Annotated in this window: 23 protein-coding genes; 14 read left to right on the top strand and 9 right to left on the bottom strand. The window is 62.8% G+C overall.

Annotated features, from left to right (window positions below):
* Window positions 1-22: 22 nt before the first annotated feature.
* Window positions 23-1,204, top strand: coding sequence for a hypothetical protein (locus ABIE49_RS05940; protein WP_192734263.1), 1,182 nt, complete (start codon window positions 23-25; stop codon window positions 1,202-1,204).
* Window positions 1,205-1,222: 18 nt separating this feature from the next.
* Here the strand turns inward: ABIE49_RS05940 and yidD are convergent, their stop codons facing one another.
* A complete protein-coding gene (gene yidD / locus ABIE49_RS05935; protein ID WP_354066616.1) occupies window positions 1,223-1,597 on the bottom strand; it encodes a membrane protein insertion efficiency factor YidD in 375 nt (124 codons plus the stop codon).
* Window positions 1,598-1,855: 258 nt separating this feature from the next.
* Between yidD and ABIE49_RS05930 the strand changes: the two genes are divergently transcribed.
* Window positions 1,856-2,776, top strand: a complete 921-nt coding sequence (locus tag ABIE49_RS05930; protein WP_354066615.1) for a COG3904 family protein — start codon at window positions 1,856-1,858, stop codon at window positions 2,774-2,776.
* A gap of 120 nt (window positions 2,777-2,896) precedes the next feature.
* Here the strand turns inward: ABIE49_RS05930 and ABIE49_RS05925 are convergent, their stop codons facing one another.
* Complete coding sequence (locus ABIE49_RS05925; RefSeq protein WP_192734002.1) at window positions 2,897-3,340, bottom strand: iron-sulfur cluster assembly scaffold protein; 444 nt, start codon at window positions 3,338-3,340, stop codon at window positions 2,897-2,899.
* A 234-nt stretch (window positions 3,341-3,574) separates the two neighbouring features.
* Here ABIE49_RS05925 and folE point away from each other — a divergent pair, with 234 nt between their 5' ends.
* From folE to ABIE49_RS40015, 3 genes are read left to right on the top strand one after another with little or no spacing between them, the layout of a single operon-like run.
* Window positions 3,575-4,279, top strand: a complete 705-nt coding sequence (gene folE, locus ABIE49_RS05920) for a GTP cyclohydrolase I FolE (protein WP_192734001.1) — start codon at window positions 3,575-3,577, stop codon at window positions 4,277-4,279.
* Between the two features lie 28 nt (window positions 4,280-4,307).
* Window positions 4,308-4,736, top strand: coding sequence for a phosphoribosyl-AMP cyclohydrolase (gene hisI / locus ABIE49_RS05915; RefSeq protein ID WP_354066614.1), 429 nt, complete (start codon window positions 4,308-4,310; stop codon window positions 4,734-4,736).
* Complete coding sequence (locus ABIE49_RS40015; protein WP_502915866.1) at window positions 4,666-5,046, top strand: DUF7684 family protein; 381 nt, start codon at window positions 4,666-4,668, stop codon at window positions 5,044-5,046. Before hisI ends, ABIE49_RS40015 begins: the two co-directional genes overlap by 71 nt.
* Window positions 5,047-5,142: 96 nt before the next feature.
* Here the strand turns inward: ABIE49_RS40015 and ABIE49_RS05910 are convergent, their stop codons facing one another.
* Window positions 5,143-5,769, bottom strand: coding sequence for a hypothetical protein (locus tag ABIE49_RS05910; RefSeq protein WP_192734000.1), 627 nt, complete (start codon window positions 5,767-5,769; stop codon window positions 5,143-5,145).
* Window positions 5,770-6,005: 236 nt separating this feature from the next.
* Window positions 6,006-6,989, bottom strand: a complete 984-nt coding sequence (locus ABIE49_RS05905; RefSeq protein ID WP_192733999.1) for a Bug family tripartite tricarboxylate transporter substrate binding protein — start codon at window positions 6,987-6,989, stop codon at window positions 6,006-6,008.
* Between the two features lie 285 nt (window positions 6,990-7,274).
* Here ABIE49_RS05905 and ABIE49_RS05900 point away from each other — a divergent pair, with 285 nt between their 5' ends.
* The 8 genes from ABIE49_RS05900 (at window position 7,275) to ABIE49_RS05865 (ending at window position 13,462) form a co-directional block, all read left to right on the top strand.
* Window positions 7,275-8,063 (top strand): FadR/GntR family transcriptional regulator, encoded by a 789-nt coding sequence (locus ABIE49_RS05900; RefSeq protein ID WP_192733998.1) that lies wholly within the window; start codon window positions 7,275-7,277, stop codon window positions 8,061-8,063.
* Window positions 8,060-8,506 (top strand): ribose 5-phosphate isomerase B, encoded by a 447-nt coding sequence (rpiB, locus tag ABIE49_RS05895; RefSeq protein ID WP_192733997.1) that lies wholly within the window; start codon window positions 8,060-8,062, stop codon window positions 8,504-8,506. Before ABIE49_RS05900 ends, rpiB begins: the two co-directional genes overlap by 4 nt.
* A 48-nt stretch (window positions 8,507-8,554) precedes the next feature.
* Window positions 8,555-9,349 (top strand): transporter substrate-binding domain-containing protein, encoded by a 795-nt coding sequence (locus ABIE49_RS05890; RefSeq protein WP_192733996.1) that lies wholly within the window; start codon window positions 8,555-8,557, stop codon window positions 9,347-9,349.
* Between the two features lie 8 nt (window positions 9,350-9,357).
* Window positions 9,358-10,167, top strand: coding sequence for a transporter substrate-binding domain-containing protein (locus tag ABIE49_RS05885; RefSeq protein ID WP_354066613.1), 810 nt, complete (start codon window positions 9,358-9,360; stop codon window positions 10,165-10,167).
* Window positions 10,168-10,186: 19 nt separating this feature from the next.
* Window positions 10,187-10,870 (top strand): amino acid ABC transporter permease, encoded by a 684-nt coding sequence (locus ABIE49_RS05880; protein ID WP_192733995.1) that lies wholly within the window; start codon window positions 10,187-10,189, stop codon window positions 10,868-10,870.
* Window positions 10,867-11,523, top strand: coding sequence for an amino acid ABC transporter permease (locus tag ABIE49_RS05875; RefSeq protein WP_192733994.1), 657 nt, complete (start codon window positions 10,867-10,869; stop codon window positions 11,521-11,523). Before ABIE49_RS05880 ends, ABIE49_RS05875 begins: the two co-directional genes overlap by 4 nt.
* Window positions 11,501-12,256: an amino acid ABC transporter ATP-binding protein gene (locus ABIE49_RS05870; RefSeq protein ID WP_192733993.1), complete on the top strand. Its 756-nt coding sequence runs from the start codon at window positions 11,501-11,503 to the stop codon at window positions 12,254-12,256. Before ABIE49_RS05875 ends, ABIE49_RS05870 begins: the two co-directional genes overlap by 23 nt.
* 177 nt (window positions 12,257-12,433) lie before the next feature.
* A complete protein-coding gene (locus ABIE49_RS05865; RefSeq protein ID WP_192733992.1) occupies window positions 12,434-13,462 on the top strand; it encodes a transglycosylase SLT domain-containing protein in 1,029 nt (342 codons plus the stop codon).
* A 153-nt stretch (window positions 13,463-13,615) separates the two neighbouring features.
* Here ABIE49_RS05865 and ABIE49_RS05860 read toward each other — a convergent pair whose 3' ends face one another.
* A complete protein-coding gene (locus ABIE49_RS05860; protein WP_192734258.1) occupies window positions 13,616-14,848 on the bottom strand; it encodes a caspase family protein in 1,233 nt (410 codons plus the stop codon).
* Window positions 14,849-15,109: 261 nt separating this feature from the next.
* On the opposite strand from ABIE49_RS05860, the gene ABIE49_RS05855 reads away from it, so the two are divergent.
* The gene (locus ABIE49_RS05855) at window positions 15,110-16,276 is read left to right on the top strand and encodes a DUF2336 domain-containing protein (RefSeq protein ID WP_192733991.1); all 1,167 of its coding nucleotides are present in this window, start codon (window positions 15,110-15,112) and stop codon (window positions 16,274-16,276) included.
* A 182-nt stretch (window positions 16,277-16,458) separates the two neighbouring features.
* Here ABIE49_RS05855 and ABIE49_RS05850 read toward each other — a convergent pair whose 3' ends face one another.
* From ABIE49_RS05850 to ABIE49_RS05835, 4 genes are all read right to left on the bottom strand, one after another.
* On the bottom strand, window positions 16,459-17,037 hold the full coding sequence (locus tag ABIE49_RS05850) for an Hpt domain-containing protein (protein WP_192733990.1): 579 nt from the start codon (window positions 17,035-17,037) through the stop codon (window positions 16,459-16,461).
* Window positions 17,038-17,061: 24 nt separating this feature from the next.
* Window positions 17,062-17,607 carry a response regulator gene (locus ABIE49_RS05845; RefSeq protein WP_192733989.1) on the bottom strand — a complete coding sequence of 182 codons (546 nt, stop codon included), beginning with the start codon at window positions 17,605-17,607 and terminating at the stop codon, window positions 17,062-17,064.
* 277 nt (window positions 17,608-17,884) lie between these two features.
* Window positions 17,885-18,664: an NAD kinase gene (locus ABIE49_RS05840; protein WP_192733988.1), complete on the bottom strand. Its 780-nt coding sequence runs from the start codon at window positions 18,662-18,664 to the stop codon at window positions 17,885-17,887.
* A gap of 122 nt (window positions 18,665-18,786) precedes the next feature.
* Window positions 18,787-20,940, bottom strand: a complete 2,154-nt coding sequence (locus ABIE49_RS05835; RefSeq protein WP_502915985.1) for a CHASE2 domain-containing protein — start codon at window positions 20,938-20,940, stop codon at window positions 18,787-18,789.
* Window positions 20,941-20,949 lie beyond the last annotated feature (9 nt).

Here is a 20,949-nt window from a genome sequence, read left to right as displayed (position 1 = left end):
AATCGTAGCGCTGGTGGCCACGATGTTGTTCGTGGTGACGCTGCCCGCGCGTGCCGCCGACCCGGCAACCGCCGACGATACCGCCAGGTTTCTCGCCGGCATGATGCCTTCGGCCGACTCGCCGCTGATGCCCCTGACCAGGGAGCCGGCCTGGCAGCGCCACGCCAAATTCCTCGACAATGCGTTTGCGCAGCTCGAGCTACGGCAATTGTCGAAGATCCGCGCCTGGGCGGACGGCAATCTGGCGGCGCCGCGGCCGACCATGTTCTACATGTTCTCGGGGCCGGACTTCCTCTATGCCGACGCCTTCTACTCGAAGGCGACGACCTATGTGCTGAGCGCGCTCGAGCCGCCGGGCTCGGTGCCGGATCTGACGAGACTGCCGCGCGGCGGCGTTGGCGCCGCGCTCTACAGCGTGGAGCGTTCGCTGAGTTCGATCCTGAGCTTCAGCTTCTTCATCACCAAGCAGATGAAGACCGATCTGAGCGCCGGCCAGATTAACGGCACCTTGCCGGTCCTCTATGTGTTCCTGGCGCGCTCGGGCAAGACCATCCGCAGCGTCACGCCGGTGGCGCTGGACGACAAGGGCGCGGCGTATTTCGGCAACGAGAACCCCGGGCCGAACGCGGTGCGCGGCACGCGCATCGTCTTCGCCGGCAGCGACGGCGCGGAAAAGACGCTGTATTATTTCTCGACCGATCTTTCCAATTCCGGGGTCAAGGTCACGGGCTTCCTGAAATTCTGTTCGACGCTGGCGCCCGGCAACAGCCTGATCAAGAGCGCGTCCTATTTGCTGCACTCCGGCAATTTCTCCACGGTGCGCGACTACATCCTCGCCAACAGCGCCACTATCATCCAGGACGATTCCGGCGTTCCGCTTCACTACTACAGCCCGAAGAAATGGCGCTTCTTCCCGTTCGGCCGTTATGCCGGCCCGATCGACGAGTTCCCGGGGCGATATCAGCCATCCTATGCCGAGCTGTTCAGGCGCGCGCAGCCGATGGATTTCGGTATCGGCTATCGCTGGCGCACGCATGAATCGAACTTGCTGCTGTCGGTCAGGTTGCCCGACGACGGCTCTGGCAGCCAGGAGACGACGTCATCGGCCGAGCCGCCACCACCGTCGCCACCGCGTCCCAGAAAGCCGCGTCCGCCGGCGCCTATCGAACCGCAGCCGAGAGGCGGATTCTTCTTCTGGCGCTAGTTCGCCAGCGCGCAACGACTACGGCGCGTTGACGCCGCGCCATCGGCCGTAGCGCCACGGCAGATACCATCGCGCGCCCGGCGGTTTTGCGGTCGGGACGTTGTCGATGCCGGACGTGCCCCAGGGCTGACAGCGTAACATCCGCGCCAGCGTCATCCATCCGCCGCCCCAAAGACCAAAGCGTTCGATGGCCTCGTCGCCATAGACCGAGCAGGTCGGCAGATGCCGGCAGTTGTAGCCGACGAGCGGCGAGAGCGTGTGCCGGTAAATCCAGATCAGCCCGCGCCCCGCGTTGCGGGGCAGGCGCCGGACCGTCGTGGCACAATCTATGCATCGTGATTTTGTGCAATGTGATTTTGTGCAATGTGATTTTGTGCACTGTGATGACGGCATGAATGACTGTTCCATATGGCTTGCCCGAATGATCTCCGTACTCTTGCGGGGTTCCAAGGTAAGGAACTGAACATACGCAGATATTTACGCCACAGTTGGAAATTATCCGATGGTTTATGGGCGATGCAGCAAAGGTACTATGGACGCTCGCAAGGCGCACGGTTACCTTTTTCATAACGCCAGCATGACAGAATCATGTGGCGTTGAAGTGGGGCCATTGCCGTTGCTCGCCGTTAGGGCTTGGGGGAAGGAACCAAATTGAGGTTTGTGACGTCGGCTAGAATTCGCGGCCTGGCGCTGCTCGGTGCCACCGCCCTTTGTATCGCATTGCCTGGCGCGATCACGACGCCGGTCAACTCGGCGCACGCCGGCGTTTCCCTCGAAGAACGCAAACTGCCGATGCACTTCAAGTGGGTCGCATGCCAGCCGGACTGCAAGGGCTGGGTCTCCGCCGTCGGCATCGTCACCGCGGACAGTCCCAAAGAATTCGAAGAGTTCGCGCGCGATCGCCAGCTTGGCGGCGCCACCATCGTGCTCGATTCCAGCGGCGGGTCGGTCAATGATTCCATTGCGCTCGGCCGCAGGTTCCGTGCCCTCGGCGCGCTGACGACGGTCGGCACCACCGTGCGCACGCAGACGGCGCAGGGCGAACGCGCCCATGTCGTTCCGGAAGCCTATTGCGAGTCGATGTGCGTGTTCCTGCTGCTGTCTGGCAAGACGCGTTATGTGTCGCCGGCCTCCCATGTCCGCGTGCATCAGATCTGGATGGGCGATCGCGCCGATGACGCCAAGGCGGCAAGCTACACCGCGCAGGATCTGATGATCGTGGAGCGCGACATCGGCCGACTCGCCAAGTTCACCTTCGACATGGGCGGAACCGGCGATCTGTTGTCGCTCGCGCTCAGCGTGCCGCCGTGGGAAGATCTGCACAAATTGTCCGCGGCCGAATTGCGCCTGACCAATCTGATCACGACGGACGCCCTAACCGACGTGCTGCCGCGTGATTCATCGACGCCGGTTGCCGAACTGAAATCCAAGCCGACGCAGGATCGCTTCGTCAGCTCCGCGGTCGAAGAGCAGGCGCCTGTGCATCCGGCGAAGTCGACCAAGACCGCTGAAGCCGCGGTTCCCACCGGCGGCACCGCCGCACCGGCGCCGGCTCAGCCGCAGCAGAAGTAAATACTCAAGCTGTCATTCCGGGGCACGCGAAGCGTGAGCCCGGAATCTCGAGATTCCGGGTCTGGTCCTTCGGACCATCCCGGAATGACGACCTTGGAGCTGCGGAAGTTGTCCCTGCGCCTACGCCGGCTGCTTCGCTCTGGCCTCGATCTGGCCGATGGCATCGACCACCGCATCGAAGGTCAGCATGGTTGAGGCGTGGCGGGCCTTGTAGTCGCGCACCGGCTCCAGCAGTGCGATGTCAGCCCATTTGCCCTGCGGCGGCTGGCCGTTTTCCTTCAGCATCTTGCGCACGGTCTCGCGCAACTCGCGCAGTTCGCTCGCGGTCGAGCCGATGACATGGCTCGCCATGATCGAGGAGGAGGCCTGTCCGAGGGCACAGGCCTTCACGTCATGGGCGAAGTCGGAAACCACCGGACCGTCCATCTTGAGGTCGATCTTGACGGTGGAACCGCACAGTTTGGAATGGGCGGTGGCGCTGGCGTCGGGGTCGGGGAGGCGGCCCAGACGGGGGATATTGCCGGCCAACTCGATGATGCGCTTGTTGTAAATGTCGTTCAGCATGGAGCGAGGTCTCGGGCCCGTGGGCGGAACCGCCCTTGGCGGCAGGGTTTCACCGTCCTATATATGGACGGTCATGGCGGAAATACAGTCCGGCCATGTTGCCACGGCGGCCTGATTGGAAGCCAATTCTACCCCGGTGGTGCTAGGTTCAAGGGGACTCAGGCGTCCGGCGGCGAAGCCGCCCCGTCTGCCCGGTGACACTCCGGTCTGAAAGACCGGTCGAACGGAGAAGACATGGACGCATTGATCAAATCGCTTCGCCCCGGCAAGACTGAGGTCAAATCGCCTGACGTGGCGCCGGACACCCGCCCCGCCGAACTCGATCCCGCCGAATTCCTGGCCGCCGCCGTCCGTGCCGATCAGCCGCGCCCGTCGCGCGCCGAGGCCGAGGCGGCCGTCCATACGCTGCTCAGCTATATCGGCGAGAATCCCGGCCGCGAGGGCTTGCTCGACACCCCGCGCCGGGTCGTCGAGGCCTTCGACGAACTCTACCAGGGCTATCACCAGTGTCCGGCCGAAGTGCTCGACCGCACGTTTGGTGAAACCGCGGGCTATGACGATTTCGTCCTGATCCGCGACATCGAATTCACCTCGCAATGCGAGCATCACATGATGCCGTTCTACGGCAAGGCGCATATCGCCTATACGCCGGTCGAACGGGTCGTGGGGTTGTCGAAGCTCGCGCGCCTGACCGACATCTTTGCGCGCCGCCTGCAGACGCAGGAGCATCTCACCGCGCAGATCGCAGCCGCGATCGACGAGGTGCTCAAGCCCCGCGGTGTTGCCGTCGTGATCGAGGCGGAGCATACCTGCATGTCGGTGCGCGGCGTCGCCAAGCACGGTGCGATGACCTTCACCAGCCGCTATACCGGCATGTTCCGCGACAATCCGGCGGAGCAGGCGCGTTTCCTGTCCATGGTGCGAGGACCGGGCCGGTAACCTCGCCTGAATCTTCGCGAGGCAACCCGTGTCCACATCCGCAGATATCAACGACCGCGAGGAAGGGCTGGCGTTCCAGCCCAAATTCGACGCGTCGGGTCTCCTGACCTGCGTGGCGACCGACGCTGCGACCGGCGACGTCTTGATGGTCGCGCACATGAACGACGAGGCCCTGCGCAAGACCGTCGCCAGCGGCGAGGCCTGGTACTTCAGCCGCTCGCGCGGGCGCCTGTGGCGCAAGGGCGAGAGCTCCGGACACACCCAGCGCGTGGTCGAGATGCGGATGGATTGCGATCAGGACGCAATCTGGATTCGCGTCGAGCAGCATGGCGCCGCGTGTCACACCGGCCGGCAGTCATGTTTCTATCGCGCCGTGAAGACGGGCGATGGCGGCACGCAGTTGTCGTTTGTCGATGCGGACCGGCTGTTCGACCCGAACGCGTTGTATCGGAAGTGATCCGTTGCTCCGCAGCGAGAGTCAGCTATGCGTCGACGATTCCTCTCCACCTGCCACTATCGAACGAAGACCTGTTGGATGCCTTCGTCGAGGGGGCCTTCGCGATAACGTTGCTCTTATCGCAGTCGTCGGGGAAGGCGCTGCGCGGATAGAGGACATTATCGACGAACCCGTAGTAGGCGACGGGTCGGATAACACGCGCTTTGTTACCACCACCTCGCATGCGAATGAGACGGTGGACGAGGTCTTGGAATTCGCCGGTTGGTGGAATGACGGGCGCAATCAGCCGGTCCAAATAGTAAGGTTATAGTCCGCAACAACGTTCATTCGGTCACCAGCGGACGTCACTCGGTATCGGCTCGATGTCGGCTTCGTGCCAACTGCAGACCACATTATTGCTTGCGGATCATTGCTTCACTTCGGGAAGCGACCAGCGCGGCGCTTTCCAGATCGTAGTCCATTCGTCGTGGCCGGGCATGCCCCTAACCTCAACGCGAATGACGACAAAGCTCCAAGTCTCATCGAACTGATAAGTGTGACGCACTTCCCACGATGGCTTCAAGTCTGATCCAGTTACAGCTTGAAAAATCAAAGTCTCTTTATCCCAAGTAATCCCGCCTGGCCGGTCGGTCATGCCGAAGCCTTCGGGCATTGTGAGTACAGGAAACTCAAGCAGTCGAGGTCTATGCAAGGTCGAAAGGTCAAACACCTTATGCGTGCCGACAAAGCCCCAACAAAACATAATTGCAAGGCGGCGGCCTTTAGGTTTTATGAACTTAACTGGATTCTTCTCGATATCTTCCGTGAAGCGGCAACCTGCATGGTTGGCTGCGAGTGCCAGTCTGCTGGGCAACAAGGCTGGGTCCGAGACTTCAAATTCCGTTCGTCCCTTGGCGAGATTCGACCACTCTAAACCTGCCTCACCGCGGTCGCGCACGATATTTCTCTCCTCACCATGAGCGGGTAACATTGAGGTAGATACTAACATTCCGACGACGAGAAGCCGGAGCAGAAGAGAAACGAGGATAGTCACAGCTCACTCCTTCGGCAGAGGCACCAGCGCGTTAGCGTCCCTTTGCATCTAATCGTCTTTGAAGCTTCTGCTATGGGGGTCATCAACGGACCTGACGGCACCGAAATTCGACTTCCGCGCTTCGCCCGAAACCGGACTCAAGTCTTATGCGGTCACGTCCGCTTCGTGAGACAGCGGAAGTTTCTCAAGATCAGGAGTGCCAGAAGCGGAGGGCGGCCTCATTGGCCGCTCGATGTTTACTCCGATGGCTTGACGCCAAGATCGCGCAGGATGCCGAGCATCACATCACTGTCGCGCTTGAAAATACGAGCCGTCGTTTCAAGACTGGCAGGCGAACTCAGAATAAAGTTGTTTAGCATCTGCTGCACCTTGGAGTCGGATCCGGCCTGGATCAATAACTCCGAGATCCGCTGGACGATATCCTGCGGCGTGCCGGTTGGTACGGCAAAAGTGGTGAATGCGCGCAGGTCGTAGAAGTCGCCGACGGCACCCTGTTCAGTCATTGTAGGCGTGTCCGGATAGGGCGGCAGGCGGCTGCCTACCACGCCGATCAGGTTTCCCGTTCCCGCCTGTATGACGGGTGCTGCTGCGGCATAGCTTCCCGCTGCGCCATCCAGCGTCTGCCCCGCGATGTCATTCCACATCGGCGCCTCGCCGCGATATTGGATGACTTGAAATTGAATGCCGTATTGCTTCGCCATTGTCGCTATCAGGACGTGCGGCGTCGAACCCACTCCGTACGATCCCCAGTTCAGGCTGCCGACTTTCTTTCCATACTCGATGAACTCACGGAGATTTTTCGCTCCCGTCTTCTTCGCCGCCACCACCGGACCCCCGGCGCCGCTAACCATCGTCAGATAAATGAAGTCCTTCTCAGGATCGTAGGGAAGGTCTTTCACCGTAAGACGGTTCTGGATGAGTGACGAAGAAATCGTGCAGAGGATGGTGGTACCGTCAGGTTCTGCGCGTTTGGCTTCCGCCACGCCGATGACGCCGCCTGCGCCGGCCTTGTTTTCGACGATGACCGTCTTTCCCAGCTGCCGCGCCAGGTAGTCGCCGAAAGCGCGCGCGATGCCGTCCGTCTGGCCGCCGGCCGGATACGGCACGAGAATTCGAATCTGGCGCGTGGGCCATGAGGATTGCGCCTCCGTCTTCATGGACGGGGCACACAACATCACCGCCGAACCAGTCACGAACGTTCGCCGTGTCAGCTTTTTCATTTTCCTGCCCTTGGTTTCTTGTCATTCGCCCGGCTGTGAACCCCGGGCGGGAGGCAGAAGTAGCACGGGACGCGCCATCCTGGCTTGGTGGCGAAGTGTAGCGGCGATGTAGTTCAGGCGAGGCTCGCTGAGGCTGATATTCCGCGCGGTGGATTGTGTCCGCTTGGGTCAAAGCTTGTCCGGCTCGAACGATCGCTTTTAGCGCCAAAGGGAAATCGAGAGCTTGACGACGCCATCTGGTCTGCTTACTGGTCTTACCAAGGTAAGATCAGCGAAGGAATACGGGTGGAACTGAAGCGAGCAGACGAGGGCGAGAAGGGTTTCGAGAAGGTGTTCGCCTTCTTGCGCGACCGCTTGCTCGCCGGCTCGCTGAAACCCGGCGATCGGCTGGTCTCCGAGCGCGATCTGGCGATTCAACTCGGCGTAGGTCGGCCGCTCGTTCGCGAAGCACTGCGGGCCCTCACGATGCTCGGCATTGTCGAGATCCGGGATCGCATCGGCACTGTTGTGACGCGACCGGACGTCTCGGTCCTCAATGACTTCTTCACCTTCGCGCTCGCCCAACAGGCAGACATGCCTGATGACGTGATGCAGGCCCGCGTCGCGATCGAGTGCCAGGCGATCAGGCTCGCCTGCGAGCGCGCTGATATCGCCGATTTCGAACGCCTGCAGACGGCACTCGGCAAGATCGCGGAAACGATCGACAAGGCCGACGCCGGAGGCGTCGCCGATTACGAATTCCACCGCACGATCGTGCTGGCATCGCATTCGCAGACGCTGGCCGTCCTTCACAATTCGATGGCGGGCCTGCTGACGCATGTGCATCGCAATCGCCGCGAGCTCGTGCAGGCGTTCCCTTCGATGAAAACCTATCTGATCGATGATCACCGGCGCATCTTCGAGGCGATCGTCGCCCGCGATCCGGACCGCGCCGATGCAACGCTGAGAAAGCATTTTGAAATCGGCAACGAATACCGAAGGCGCGCCATCATCGGTGAAATAGGCGGCATCACGGCCTCGTCGGCGGCAAATCTACAACCGAAGAGACGAGCGAACAGCAGGAAGACCACATGAAGATTGTCGTAGGTTCGGATCACGCGGGCTTTCCCATGAAGGCGGAGGTGCTGGCCTTTTTGAAGGAGGGCGGCCACGAAGTGCTGGATGTCGGCAGCTTCGATCCCGCTCCGGTCGACTTCCCGGATATCGCACGCAAGGTCGCTGCTGCCATCACGACGGGGCAGGCGGAGCGCGGCCTCATGGTGTGCGGCACGGGCGTCGGCGCCTCGATTGGCGCGAACAAGATGAAGGGAATTCGGGCTGCCGTGTGCCACGATGTCCACTCTGCCCATCAATGCGTCGAGCACGACGACGTCAACGTCATGTGCATCGGCGCCCAGATTGTCGGTCCCTGGCTCGCCAAGGATTTGATCGCGGCCTATTTGGGCGCCACGTTCTCTACATCAGAGGAATTCCGGCGTCGGGTGGCCAAGCTCGCGATCATGGACAACGAACGCTAGGACGCCAGACAAGTAAACGCCAAGAAACAAGACAAACGGGAGGAGGCAATGTTGAAAAAGATCGTAGCTTCGACGGCACTCGCCATCACGGCCATGGTAGCCGCCATGTCCCTCGGCCACGCGGACGCGCTGGACGACATCAAGAAAGCCGGCAAGATCCGTATCGCCATCGATCTTGGCGTGCCGCCCTATGGCATGACGGATGACAAGCTGCAACCGACCGGCCTCGACGTCGACACGGCACGGCTTCTCGCCAAGGATTGGGGGCTCGAATTCGAGCACGTGCCAACCACCGGTGCCACTCGAATTCCAGCACTTCAGACCGGCAAGGCCGACCTCGTGATCTCGAGCCTCTCCTACACGGCCGAGCGCGCGAAGGTCATCGATTTCTCGTTGGGCTATGCCGTGCTGCGAACGGTCATTGCGGCCCCAAAGTCCGTCTCCGTGAAGTCGCTGGCCGAGCTCGATGGGAAGACGGTTGGCACGGTGCGCGGCACGACTCACGACACGCAGCTGACAAAGGAGGGGCCGAAGGGGATGAAGCTGGTCCGCTACGAGGATGACGCCACCGAGACGCAGGCCTTCCTTAGTGGACAGGTCGACATCTTCTCGACGGCGGAAATGATGGTCCCGCAGATCGACAAGAAAAACCCGGCGCGGCAGGTGGAGCTGAAATTCGTACTCGACAACTTCAAGCTCGCTGTCGGCGTGAAGAAGGACGAGAAGCGCCTCGTGGACGAGGTCAACGCCTGGATTTCAGCCAATCTAAAGAACGGTAAGCTCAACGAGCTGAACAAGAAGTACTTCGGTGACAACCTGCCCGATCTCATTCTGAAGCAGTAGGACCAGCCATGACCAATATGATCATCTCTCGCCGCCTGATCGCAGGTCTGGCGCTCGCAGCTCTGTCGCTATCGTTTGCATCGGCACAGGCCGATACGCTCGATAACATCAAGAAGGCGGGCAAGGTCCGGATCGCCATCGACACGGCCATCCCTCCGTTCGGCATGACCGATGACAAGCTGCAGCCGACTGGATCGGACGTCGATACTGCGCAGCTTCTCGCCAAGGATCTCGGGGTCTCCCTGGAACTCGTGACCACCACGGGCCCCACGCGCATTCCGATGCTGCAGACCGACAAGGCGGACCTCGTCGTCTCCACGCTGTCGATCACGCCCGATCGTGCCAAGGTGATCGACTTCTCGATTCCCTATGCCGATCACCCGTCGGTCGTGGCGTCGCTGAGCGCGGTCCCGCTCAAGGAAATGTCCGATCTGGCCGGCAAGAAGGTCGCCGTCGTGCGCGGCACGACGCAGGACAGCGACCTTACCCAGCAGGCGAAAGGCGCCCAACTGGTGCGCTACGAGGACGACGCCACGATGGCGCTCGCATTCGCGTCGGGCCAGGTGGACATCCTCGCGACGGCGCGCTCGCTGCTGCCGGCGATCAGCAAGAAAAACCCGGCACGCACGGCCGAGTCGCGGATCACCATGCAGACGTTCTACCTCGCCATCGGCATGCGCAAGGAAGAGCCCAAGCTGAAGGAGTGGGTGAACGGCTGGGTGAAGGACAACCTTCAGAACGGGAAGCTCGGCGCGATTTACAAGAAGTATCATGGCGTCGACATTCCGGTGGAGCAGTTGCTGAAGGCAGCCAACTAAACGGCAGGACCGGGCGGCGATGCTCTACAAGTTCGACTTCTCGTTCCTGCTGGAGAAGTGGCCGGCCTTCCTGAACGGCGCCTGGCTTACGATCCAGCTTACGGTACTGTCGATCGCCCTCGGCTTCGTCGTTGGCACGCTGTGCGCGGTCGCCCGGGTTTACGGCGGGCGTCCGTTGCGGCTGCTGGTCGGCTTCTATGTGGAGCTGATCCGCAATACGCCGCTGCTGGTGCAGATCTTCATCGTCTATTTCGGCCTATCGAGCATGGGCCTCAAACTCTCGGCCGAAACATCTGCCGTCATTGCGCTCGTGGTGAATATGGGCGCCTATACGACGGAGATCATGCGGGCGGGCATCCAGTCCGTCCACCGAACCCAACTCGAGGCGGCGGATTGCCTGGGCCTGACGCGGCTTCAGTCGATCCTGCACGTCGTTCTCTTGCCGGCCATCGAGCGGGTCTATCCCGCACTCTCCAGCCAGTTTGTACTTCTCATGCTGGCATCGTCGATCACGTCGCAAATCTCGGCCGAGGAGCTGACCGCCGTCGCCAATAACGTGCAGTCCGATACGTATCGTAGCTTTGAAGTCTACATCATTGTCGCGGTCATCTATCTCGCTCTTTCCCTTCTCTACAGGCTGGCGTTCAAGGCCATCGGCCTCGTGATCTTCGAGCGTCGCCGGCGGCTGGGCACCGCCCTATGATCCAGCTCAACGCTCACCACATCTGGTATCTCGTCACAGCAGCGCAATGGACGGTGCTGCTGTCGCTGATCGCATTCGCGGGTGGCGCCCTCGTCGGCCTGCCGATCGCGCTGATGCGGGTCTCGCCGAGCCAGGCGCTGCGCATCGTCGCCGGCGGGTACATCCAGCTCATCCAGGGCACGCCGCTTCTGATCCTACTGTTCCTGACCTATTTCGGCCTCGGCATCCTCGGCTACAAGCTGGCGCCATTGGTCGCGGCCGGTTTGGCGCTGACGTTGTATGCCGCCGCCTTTCTTGGTGAGATCTGGCGTGGCTGCATCGAGGCGGTGCCGCGCACGCAGTGGGAGGCTTCGGATTGCCTCGGCCTCGGTCGCTTCCAGCAATATGCCTATGTGATATTGCCGCAGGCCGTCCGAATAGCCATTCCGCCGACCGTGGGCTTCATGGTCCAGATCGTGAAGAATACGTCGCTGGCTTCGGTGGTCGGCTTTGTCGAACTCGCGCGCGCCGGCCAGATCGTCAACAACTCGACCTTCGAGCCCTTCATCATCTTCTGTATCGTGGCCGCAATCTATTTTGCGATGTGCTACCCGCTGTCGCTGGCCAGCCGTTTCCTCGAAAGGAGAGCCAATGCAGGCCGCGCCAGCCACTAGCGCCACCGTCGTTCAGGTTACGGGCGTGGTGAAAGAGTTCGGCACGTTGCGCGTTCTCGACGGTGTGAGCCTCGAGGTGGCGCGTGGCCAGACCGTGGCCATCGTCGGCCGCAGCGGATCCGGCAAGAGCACGCTGCTGCGTTGCATCGCGGGACTCGAGACGATCCAGGCCGGCAAGATCGAAGTTTGCGGCCATGAAGTCGGCCGGCCCGGCAAGGCCGCTCGCGCCCAGTTGCGCCACGATGTCGGCATGGTTTTTCAGGGCTACAATTTATTCCCGCATCTCACGGTGCAGCGGAATATCACGTTGGCGCTGACCTTGGTGAAGAAGCAGCCAAAGGACGCCGCGCAGGCCAAGGCTGCCGAAGTGCTGCGACTCGTCGGGTTGACCGACAAGATCGATTCCTATCCCGAGCAGTTGTCCGGCGGGCAGCAGCAGCGGGTCGCCATTGCGCGTTCGCTCGCTCTGTCCCCCCAGGTCATGCTTTTCGACGAGGTGACTTCGGCGCTTGATCCAGAACTTACCGCAGAAGTTCTCGCCGTCATGGAAGATCTCGCGGCACGCGGCATGACGATGATCACCGTCACCCATGAAATGGGCTTCGCGCGCAAGGTCGCAAACCAGGTCATTTTCATGCATCGGGGAAAGATCTGGGAGAGCGGGCTGACGTCGGAACTCTTCGCCCGGCCGCAGACCGCCGAATTCAAGCAGTTCATCTCGAGCGAGCTGTAGCCGAGATGCCGGCTGAAATCGTGGCGCGCCTCCGCCAACAGCGCATCCCGGAAAGACCCGGGCATCTCTTAACCTCCCGTTAACCATACCTGTCCCAGTGTGGCGCCGTATTGGGCGCTGATTGCGATTTCGCACAGGCCGCGCGGTCGTTTCGCGGGGAGCGGGGCACCAGGAAACATGTCGGTCGACACATTGAACGCCACGGCAGGTGTCGATCCCACGCGCGCGAAGATCGCGGGCTCGATCAAGCAGGCCGCCTCGAGCACCGGCGCGAGCTTCGAATATCTGCTCACCACCGCCAAGATGGAATCCAACTTCAACCCGAAGGCGGCGGCGACCACCTCGTCCGCACGCGGGCTGTTTCAGTTCATCGACCAGACCTGGCTCGGCACCGTCAAGGAAGCCGGCAGCCAGCTCGGCTACGGCAAATATGCCGACGCCATCACCAAAAATCCGTCCGGCAGTTATTCGGTCAGCGACCCCGCGGCGCGCGCGGAGATCATGAAGCTGCGCGACGATCCGCAAGCTGCGTCGTCGATGGCGGGGGTGCTGACCCAGTCGAACAGTTTCAAGCTCACCGGCAAGATCGGCCGCCGGCCGAGCGACGCCGAACTCTATATGGCGCATTTCATGGGCGTCGGCGGCGCGGGAAAACTGATCTCGAGCGCCGAGGACAATCCGCAGGCTTCCGCGGTGCAGATGTTTCCGGCCGCCGCCGAGGCCAACCGCTCGATCTTCTACGATCGTTCGGGCCGCGGCCGCAGCGTCTCCGAGGTCTATTCGGTGCTGAACTCGCGCTACGCCAGCGCCGCCAGTTCGCCGGCCACCCGCACCGCGATGGCGGCGGTCGGCGGTGACCTGCCGCGTCGCGTGACCGTTGCGAGCGCCACGCAAGCGACGCCGGCAGCACCTGCGATCGATAACGCGGCCTACCTGTCGAGCTTCCCGGATACCCGCAGCGTGACGCCGGTCGCCGTGACATCGCAGACCGCCTCCGCGCAGCCCGAGCCGATCTTCCGCTCGCTGTTCCAGGCCGGCGCACGCAGCGAACCGATTTCGCCGGCGGTGCAGGAATTGTGGGGCAGGGGATCCTCGCTCACCACCGTCGCCTCGGCGACACCATCGATATCGGGACAGAAGCCCGAAGTCCGCGCACCGGGCCGGCTCGATCTGTTCAGCGATCGCAACGGCACGTTCTCAAGCTAGCATTTGCACGATCAGTGCTGCAGCCCATCCTTCGAGACGGCCGCTTTGCGGCCTCCTCAGGATGAGGTCTAGCTTGCGGAAACACCACAACCTCATGCTGAGGAGCGAGCATCGCGAGCGTCTCGAAGCGATCTCTCTCATCGTCAACACGAGCTACCACTGCGCCGACAGCGTCTTGCCCTGCTCATAGAATATCTTGCCGCCATCGGGGCCAAACCTGATGCCGTATTCGAACGATGCGGTGCCCGAGGATTTCTTGCCGTTCGACGGATTGGAATGGCTGAATTCCAGCGCGCCGCTGATCTGGCAGCTTGATCTCGTCTGGTCGCACGAGGTTCGTATCGTATCCATCTGCAGCCGGTACGATCGGTTCGGCCAGTTCTTGACGTATCTCTCCTTGTCTTTGAGGACTTCGTCGCGAGTTGTTGATTTTCCATAGTAATCAATTCGCTCGTCGAGCGACCGGCGGGCGTAGTTCATGAAATCGGCGGCGCTGCCCTGCGACTGCTTCATGGCCTCGATGACAAAGGCGGTCGCGCGCTGCTCCAGCGCGGGATCGATCGCAATCGGCCGCGGCGGCGCAGACGGCGCCACGATATTCTGCGGCGGCGCTGCGACCGGCGCGTTCGGCGTCGTGCTTGCGAAATAGAACGAGCCATCGATCGGCGAGGAGGAAACCCAGGGCTGCTGCGAACCGCCGGTCGCGCGTTTCACCTGCAGGCCGACCTGATTGAAAGTCTGGAAGATGTCGAGCCCCGGCTTCTGGATCGCCTGCGCCAGCGCCGAGGTATAGGGGCTGTTGCTGCCGGTGCCGTCGAGCGCGACGTTGCCGGGCTGGGTGGCGTAGGACAGCAGCGTCCCCTCGGGCGCGCGCAATTGTGCAAGCCCGCTCTCGGTACTGCGCAATCCGCGTCCACCGAACGGATTGTTGCGGCAGGCATCGAGGATCACGAGGTTCAGCTTTGTCCCCGATCCCTCCATCTGCCGAAGCACCAGGTTGACGTCGACCATCTGGAAATCGACATCGGCTTCCTTCACCGGATTGGCCGAAATCGGCACCAGATAGTTGACGTTGCGGACCTGGACGCCGTGGCCGGCGTAATAGAACAGCGCGACATCGGCGCCCGTGAGCTCGTTACCAAAAGTCTGGATCGCGCGATCGAACGCCAGCTTGTCGAGATCGATCTGCGCCCGTCCGCCGACCAGGATGAAGCCGACCTTGCGCAACGTCTCGGCGATCAACGCCGCATCGTTCCTGGGATTGGCGAGCGGGCTCACGCTTTGGTAGCTGGAATTGCCAACCACCAGCGCGATGCGCTTCTCCGCCCGGCAGTTCACGGTCGAAAAGACCAGCAGGAATATTGATAAAGCAATGGTTGAGCGCATGCTCACGCCTCGCTCCGCAAGAAATATGACGGCGATAATAGGCAAGGATTGGCGGCGCTTGTCGAGATGGCGGGGCCGGTTTTGGCGGTCGGCGGCGAGGCGCTCTAACCGCCCGTTTCGGGACCCGCGCGCGTTCCCTTAACGAAACGTCAATAATCCCAAACGTTTATGGTGAACCCTTTGTTAAGCGTCATGGTTTATTTTCTATGACAGTGGCACCGCGTCACGGTGTCGTTTCGGGTTGCGTAGGCCGGCTAGACCATGATCGTTCGGCAGTTCATCAGTTGGATACGTACCGCTCCGGCAGGCGAGCGGGCAGAGGCGACGCGGTCTTTGGCGCGGGCCTGGTTGATTTCCGATCTCACCGAGGACGACCGCGCCGCCGCCGAAGGCGCGCTTCTGATGCTGCTCGACGATCCGTCCCCGCTGGTCCGCCAGGCGATGTCGCAGGTGTTTTCGCGCAGCGCCGAAGCGCCCGCCGCGATCGTGCAGGCGCTCGCGCTCGACCAGGCTTCAATCGCGCTGCCGGTGCTCGAACATTCCCCGCTGCTGATCGACGCCGACCTCGTCGACATCGTCGCGACCGGCAACAGCGAGACGCAATGCGCGGTCGCCCGCCGGGTCAATCTGCCGCCTTCGGTATCCGCCGCGATCGCCGAAGTCGGCTCACCGGCCGCCGCGCTCGAGCTGATCGAGAACGCCTATGCCGAGCTGGCGCCATTTTCCTGGGACCGCATCGTCGAGCGGCACGGCCATCTCGCCGCGATCCGTGAATCGATGCTGGTGCTGGAGGGCTTGCCGTCGGCCACGCGCCTGGCGCTGGTCGCCAAGCTTTCCGACACGCTGGCGCAATTCGTCGTCGCCAAAAACTGGCTGAGCCCGGACCGGGCAGGGCGGCTCGCCTCTGAAGCGCGCGAGCGCTCGACCGTCAACATCGCGGCGCGTTCGCGCGGCGAGGACATGCAGGGCCTGGTGCAGCATCTGCGCGCCACCGGCCAGCTCACCGCGGGCCTGATCCTGCGCGCGCTGTTGTCGGGCAATCTCGAACTGTTCGATGCATCATTGGCCGAATTGTCCGGCCTGCCGCACGCCCGCGTCACCGCGCTGCTGCACGATCGCGGCGGCGCAAGCCTGCAGGCGCTGTTGATCCGGGCCGGCCTGCCGGAATCCACCTTCGCCGCCTTCCGCATCGCGCTCGAGGTCAGCCACGAGACCGGCTACGTCGACACGCCAGGCGGTGCGGCGCGGTTGCGTCGCCGCATGGTCGAGCGCGTGTTGACCCATTGCGAGACCGACCGCAAGGCCGCCGAGCCGCTCTTGATCCTGCTGCGCCGTTTTGCAACGGAATCCGCACGCGAGGAAGCCCGCCAGTTCTGCGACGAGCTCGCCGCAGAGGACGCGATCGCGCACGATCTGATCGCGGCGTAGCCCGACTTTCCAACATCAAATTCGGTGTCGTCCCTGCGAACGCAGGGACCCACAACCACCGTCGCGAATTGTTGGAAAAGGCAACCACCACATCGCCCCACGGAGAAGCCGCGGCGTATGGGTCCCTGCGCCCGTGCGCAATTGCGCACTAGGCAGGAACGACGAGCTGATGAAGCTCGCGTCTATTCCACCGGAATAATGCTCGGCGCCAAAATCGCTTCGAGATGTTCGGGGCGGTCGCGGTTGGCGTAGGTGAGGAATTCGTCGGCGATGCCGCGGAGCGAGCGGCTGAGCACGCCGGCGGTGGCCGCGGTGTCGAGCTTGGTGCGCTCGCGCACGATGGCCTGAATGGCGTTGATGTGATGCCTGATCAGATCCGACGGCACCAGTTCGAGATCGGGCGCGTGTTCGATGATGCGGCACAGGCTTTCGGCGGCGGCGCCCGCGGAGGGAAAGCCGAACGTCGCAGCATCGCCCTTGATGTCGTGGGCGGCGCGAAACAGCTCTTCGCGGGCGTCGTCGGTGAAGCCACCCTTCAGGATGGCGGCGTGGGCGTCGGAAAGCCGGTCGGCTTCGATCGCCATCCAGTTCTTGAATTCACCCGACAGCCCGGCCAGCGCTTTTTCGGCGCGCCCGACCGGATCGTCGAGGTCGGATTCCGGAACGCGCAGCAGCACCTTGCGCAGCGGATTGGGCTGCGTGATCACGTGGTGATCGGCGAAGCTCTTGACCTCCAGCTTCCCGGGTTTTTCCTTCGCCATGATGGTTCCTCAGCGGTTCGCGCGTTAGACGCTGGATCGCGCCTTGTCGAGCAGCGACGGCTGCTGCATCACTTCCATCTCGCCGCCGATGCGGCGCTCGGGGCCGATATAGGCATTGTTGGTGTTGCGCCGGCGGTCCGGGCCGAAATAGGTCTTGGTCTTGATGAACGGCCGCGGATTGGCGACGACGTTGAGGATGCGCTGATAGAGCCCCTTGGCCGAGATCGGCTTGGCCAGGAATTCGGTGACACCGGCGTCGCGCGCGACCGTGACGCGGCGCTTCTCCGAATGGCCGGTCAGCATGATGATCGGCGCGTAGGGATTGCCCTTGGATTCCGGCTGCCGGATCATCTGCGCCAGTTCGAGCCCGTCGAAGATCGGCATCGCCCAGTCGGTGATGACGATATCGGGAACGTAGTGGGTGTACATTTCGAGGGCGGTGGCGCCGTCCTCGGACTCGTAAGCCTCGCGCGCGCCGAACGAGTGCAGCAGCGTCCGCAGGATGCGGCGCATATGCGGGTTGTCGTCGCAAATCAGAAACCGCAGCTTGTTGAAATCGATGCGATACATGGTCCGGTCCTAAGCGCATACCGGGCAACACGGTACACCCGGCGTTAACCATATCGCGGGGCCGGTTAACGAATGGTTGCGAAAGGGGGGCCGGCAGGGGATCTGGTGGCAGCTCATGTCACCGCTCTATCAACACGTCGTCCCGGCCTTGAGCCGGGAATCATACCGCGTTGTGCTATCGGTTGGGGCGAAGTGGCCGACGCTTTGCGCAACAACAACGTTCGGTGGTTATGGGTCCCGGCTCAAGGCCGGGACGACGGGGCAGCCGGGACGACGGCTAATGCCCGAACTGCTCGCGCAGGATGCGCTCTTCCAGGCTGTGGCCGGGGTCGAACAGCATCCGCATCGAGATCGACTTGTCGGACAGCACCTCGACACGGCGCACGTCGCGCACTTCGTCATGGTCGGCCACGGCTGCGACCGGACGCTTGCCGCCCTCGAGCACTTCGATGACCACGAAGGCGGTGTTGGGGAGCAGCGCGCCGCGCCAGCGCCGCGGCCGGAACGCGCTGATCGGGGTCAGTGCCAGCAGCGCCGCATTGATGGGAAGGATCGGCCCCTGCGCCGAGAGGTTATAGGCGGTGGAGCCGGCCGGCGTCGCCACCAGAATGCCGTCGGCGATCAGTTCGGCCATGCGTTCGTGCTCGTCGATCAGGATGCGCACATGCGCGGCCTGATAGGTCTGACGAAACAGGTACACTTCATTGATGGCGTGGTGCAGATGCACCTGATCGTGAATATCGGTCGCGCGCATCAACAGCGGATTGATCAGCGTCTCGCGCGCCGCGGCCAGCCGGCCATGCAGGTCGTGCGTCGAGAATTCATTCATCAGAAAACCGACGGTGCCGCGATGCATGCCGTAGATCGGCTTGCCGGTCCGCATGTACCGGTGCAGCGTTTCCAGCATCAACCCGTCGCCGCCGATCGCCACCAGGATATCGGCCGTATCCGGGGCGTGATTGCCGTAAAGCCTGGCGAACTCGGCCAGCGCCGCCTGCGCCTCCGCGGAAGCGCTCGCAACGAAGGCGATGCGGTCATATCGCTTGGGGCTGGCCATCGGACTACGGGCTCATGGTGGCGCCGGATTGCGCCGCGCTCGTCTATACACCTTGGCGGCGCTTGTCGAGATGGAAGGGCGCCACGCCCGGGATGGTAACCCAAGCCGAAGGGCCGGAGCGGCTATTTCTCCTGCAGGGTTCGGATCGGGTCCCAATCCTTATCAGGCAGATTTTCAGCCAACTCCCGGGCGCGCTGCCTGAACAGCGCTGCCGGCCGGTCGATATCGGCCGAACGCTCGAAGCATTTTGCGGCAAGCTCGAATTCCCGGGCGCGCCAATGCGCAAGTCCGTCGGCGTAATGGGCGATCAGCACCTGCCGGGAAGCGCCAAGCCCGGTCGAGAGCGCCAGCAACTCGTAGATTTTCAGCGCCTGGTTGCGTCCCTTGACTCTGATCGCATCGAGTTCGCGCCAGGCGAAAGCGTCGCCGGCAAGGGCAACCGTCGTTTCCGAAGCGATGACGGTCGTGCCATAGAATTTGTTGGCGCCCTCCAGCCGCGAGGCAAGGTTCACCGCATCGCTCATGACCGAGTAATTGAAGCGGCGCCGCGATCCGAAATTGCCGACCAGCGCCTCGCCGGAATTGATGCCGATCCGCTGAGCCAGTTTGTGTTCGTGAAAGAGCGCCGAAGAGGCGTTGAGCTCGGCCAACTTTGTGCAGCAGTCCAGCGCGGCGCGCGCCGCATTGGCGGCATGGTCGGGATCGTCGGCCGGCGCACCAAACACCGCCACGACGGAGTCGCCGATATACTTGTCGACATAGCCGCCATGGCTTTCGATGACGTCGGTCATGACAGAGAGATATTCGTTCATCAGCTCCATCAGGCTGTCTGGCGACATCTTCTCGGCGATCAGCGAAAACCCTTCGATGTCGGAGAAGAACACCGTCACCTCGCGGGTCTCGCCACCAAGCTCCGGCAGTTTGTTCGACGACAGCATCCGGTTGATGACGTGCGGGGCGAGGTACAGCGCAAAGCTCTTCTGCAGCAGGCGGCGATCCTTGTCGGCGACGACAAAGCGGAAACCGATCGTCGAGGCCAGCGCCAACAGGCTGGCGAGGAACGGCTCGGCGACCGGGAGCGCCAGCGCGTGATTGAAGGCGAGGGTGGCGCCGGCGATGCCGGCCACGACCATGACCGCCCAGGTCGTCGCCGCGACGAGCGGTCTGAGCTGCCACGCGGCGATGGCCGCCAGCGCCGCGAACAGGGCTGATATCAGGAAGCGCGACAGCGGCCCCGGTTCGACCACCGCATTGCGCGAGATCAGGTTGTTGACCGCGGTGGCGTGGATATAGACGCCGGCGATAGTGCTGGTCCTGAAGGCGGCGGAGACCGGCGTGCTCCCGGCCGCGCAGCGCGGCGTGCGCGCGCCCTCGATGCCGGTCGCAAAGCGCTTGGACGTCATGCGCCGGTCCTCGATATCGAGAACGGTGCCGAAAATGACGACCTTGCCGTCGAACCAGCGCCGAAAATAGTCCTTGTCGTCCTTGACCGCGCAGTTGCGCAGATCGGCGAACGAGAAGGTCGGAATGTCGGCCGCGCCGCCCTCGAAATTCAGCGTCAGCGTATTCGGCACCCGGCCCGGAATCCGGTAACCACCGAGTGTCATCCGGCCATTCTTGTCGAATTCGGGAGCCGCGCCCATCGCGCGCGCCGCCAGCTCGACCGCCATCGAAGGCACTTTCGCGCCGTTGCTGGGGAACGTCAGCGGCATGCGTCGCACCACGTCGTCATGGTCGGTATGAACGTTAAGCGGCCGGATGTTCTGCTGCTGCCGCACCGCGATGCGCTGTCCGGCCGAGGGCCTGACCGGCTGGTTGCCGCCGAGCGTCTCCCCCAGCACCACCTTGCCGGTGGCTGCCGCGCCGGCCAGCGCAATCAGGAAGTCTTTGTCGAAGCCGCGCACCCTCGTGCCCAGCATGTTGTCGCCGAACGGGATCTCCGACTGCTCGATCGACGTCGGGATCACCACGTCGAAGCCGGCGACCTTGGCGCCGCCTTCCAGGGTCGCGGTCAGCACGCGGCCGATCTCCCTGGTCCAGGTCAGCATCGGCGAGTCCTTGAAGGGGGCGGTGCGCAGGCTTTCCTCGTCGATCGCGACGACGACCGTCGGAGACGCGGCCGGATCCTGCCTGCGGCCAAACACCTCCCACCGCAGCGCCGTGAGAATGTCGAGCGAGAGCCCGCGGATCGGCCTGACGACGGGAGAAACCGAGGCCGCGGCGCAGACCAGCGCGATGGCGGCGATCACCATCTGGTTGCGCGTGCTGCGCCTGATTCTCAAGCG

The organism is Bradyrhizobium sp. OAE829 (assembly GCF_040546575.1).
GTDB lineage: Bacteria > Pseudomonadota > Alphaproteobacteria > Rhizobiales > Xanthobacteraceae > Bradyrhizobium.
This window is presented reverse-complemented; position numbering and strand designations above follow the sequence as displayed.

Coding starts and splice junctions, on each gene's coding strand:
- ABIE49_RS05940 (WP_192734263.1), top strand. CDS start 23: ATGTTGTTCGTGGTGACGCTGCCCGCGCGTGCCGCCGACCCGGCAACC.
- yidD (WP_354066616.1), bottom strand. CDS start 1,597: ATGCCGTCATCACAGTGCACAAAATCACATTGCACAAAATCACATTGC.
- ABIE49_RS05925 (WP_192734002.1), bottom strand. CDS start 3,340: ATGCTGAACGACATTTACAACAAGCGCATCATCGAGTTGGCCGGCAAT.
- folE (WP_192734001.1), top strand. CDS start 3,575: ATGGACGCATTGATCAAATCGCTTCGCCCCGGCAAGACTGAGGTCAAA.
- ABIE49_RS40015 (WP_502915866.1), top strand. CDS start 4,666: ATGGCGGCACGCAGTTGTCGTTTGTCGATGCGGACCGGCTGTTCGACC.
- ABIE49_RS05905 (WP_192733999.1), bottom strand. CDS start 6,989: ATGAAAAAGCTGACACGGCGAACGTTCGTGACTGGTTCGGCGGTGATG.
- rpiB (WP_192733997.1), top strand. CDS start 8,060: ATGAAGATTGTCGTAGGTTCGGATCACGCGGGCTTTCCCATGAAGGCG.
- ABIE49_RS05890 (WP_192733996.1), top strand. CDS start 8,555: ATGTTGAAAAAGATCGTAGCTTCGACGGCACTCGCCATCACGGCCATG.
- ABIE49_RS05885 (WP_354066613.1), top strand. CDS start 9,358: ATGACCAATATGATCATCTCTCGCCGCCTGATCGCAGGTCTGGCGCTC.
- ABIE49_RS05880 (WP_192733995.1), top strand. CDS start 10,187: ATGCTCTACAAGTTCGACTTCTCGTTCCTGCTGGAGAAGTGGCCGGCC.
- ABIE49_RS05875 (WP_192733994.1), top strand. CDS start 10,867: ATGATCCAGCTCAACGCTCACCACATCTGGTATCTCGTCACAGCAGCG.
- ABIE49_RS05870 (WP_192733993.1), top strand. CDS start 11,501: ATGCAGGCCGCGCCAGCCACTAGCGCCACCGTCGTTCAGGTTACGGGC.
- ABIE49_RS05865 (WP_192733992.1), top strand. CDS start 12,434: ATGTCGGTCGACACATTGAACGCCACGGCAGGTGTCGATCCCACGCGC.
- ABIE49_RS05860 (WP_192734258.1), bottom strand. CDS start 14,848: ATGCGCTCAACCATTGCTTTATCAATATTCCTGCTGGTCTTTTCGACC.
- ABIE49_RS05855 (WP_192733991.1), top strand. CDS start 15,110: ATGATCGTTCGGCAGTTCATCAGTTGGATACGTACCGCTCCGGCAGGC.
- ABIE49_RS05850 (WP_192733990.1), bottom strand. CDS start 17,037: ATGGCGAAGGAAAAACCCGGGAAGCTGGAGGTCAAGAGCTTCGCCGAT.
- ABIE49_RS05845 (WP_192733989.1), bottom strand. CDS start 17,607: ATGTATCGCATCGATTTCAACAAGCTGCGGTTTCTGATTTGCGACGAC.
- ABIE49_RS05840 (WP_192733988.1), bottom strand. CDS start 18,664: ATGGCCAGCCCCAAGCGATATGACCGCATCGCCTTCGTTGCGAGCGCT.